Below are 1,162 nucleotides of genomic sequence, written 5' to 3'. Positions count from 1 at the left end.
GCCCGCAGCCGCGCCGGCGCCTCTTTCTCGATGATCGGCGTCTGCAGCACCCGGCCGGTGAAGTATTTTTCCGGCGCGATGACGCTCGGCACGCTGCCGCAGGCAATGATCTTCATGGGTCGATGGTCCTTCAAACAGCGGGCGATGGGTCGCCTGTTTTCAGTTTCGGCCGATATCGGCCGACGTGCAACAGCTTCCGGCTGCCAGCCCAGCATATGATCCGCACCGGCCACGGCCGAGCAAAGGATTTCTATTTTTCTTGCCCTGCCGGCAAACAAGTGGGACGATGGCTTTGGGCAGGTGGCACTTGAAAAGAACCCCGCCCGCGACGGTCGAAACAGGCCGGCCGCCGCTCAGGACCGATTGACCACGCCTGAACCATGCATGCCAGTCGGTCCTACGGGAAACGCCTGAGTGGAGGTCAGTCATGGGTACTCGCGCCGGAGGACGACGCACGGGACCGAAATGCATTGCCATAGTCGGTCCCTTCGCAAGCGGTAAGACGACACTTCTCGAAGCCATATTGGCCCGTACGGGCTCAATTCCCCGACAAAATCCCGTTTCATCAGGCAACACCGTTTCGGATCATTCGCCCGAGGCGCGCGCCCACGCCATGAGCGTCGAGGCGACGGTCGCCACGACCGAATTCATGGGCGAGCAGATCACCTTCGTCGACTGTCCCGGTTCCATCGAATTCTCTTTCGAGGCCGAACCGGTGCTGGCCGCCTGCGACCTCGCGGTCGTCGTAGCCGAGGCCGATGAAAAGAAGATCCCTGCCCTGCAACTGATCATGCGCAAGCTCGACGATCTCGGAGTGCCGCGCATTCTGTTCCTCAACAAGGTCGACAAGGCAATCACCGGCGTGCGCGACACGCTGAAGATGCTGCAGCCGGCCAGTGCCGTGCCGTTGCTGCTGCGCCAGATTCCGCTGCGCAAGGACGGTGTCGTCATTGGTTCGATCGACCTGGCGCTGGAGCGCGCCTACATCTATCGCGAATATGCCGAAAGCGAGGTGGCGCAGATTCCCGGCGACGACAAGGCGCGCGAGCTCGAAGCGCGTTTCTCGATGCTGGAGACGCTGGCCGACCATGATGACCAGTTGATGGAACAACTGCTCGAGGAGATCGAGCCGCCCAAGGATGCGATCTTCGACGACCTCGCC

1 protein-coding gene and 1 pseudogene are annotated in these 1,162 nt (G+C 61.8%); one reads left to right on the top strand and one right to left on the bottom strand.

Translation table 11 applies throughout. From position 1 onward, the window contains the following. Positions 1-116: pseudogene (locus EN750_RS41225) on the bottom strand (cupin domain-containing protein); the annotation flags it as partial. Positions 117-427: 311 nt separating this feature from the next. Between EN750_RS41225 and EN750_RS35385 the strand changes: the two are divergent. Then, a partial coding sequence (locus tag EN750_RS35385; protein WP_127399352.1) for a GTP-binding protein occupies positions 428-1,162 on the top strand: 735 nt, incomplete at its 3' end.

Origin of the sequence: Mesorhizobium sp. M7A.F.Ca.ET.027.03.2.1 (assembly GCF_003999175.1) — a bacterium.
Lineage (GTDB): Bacteria > Pseudomonadota > Alphaproteobacteria > Rhizobiales > Rhizobiaceae > Mesorhizobium.
This window is presented reverse-complemented; position numbering and strand designations above follow the sequence as displayed.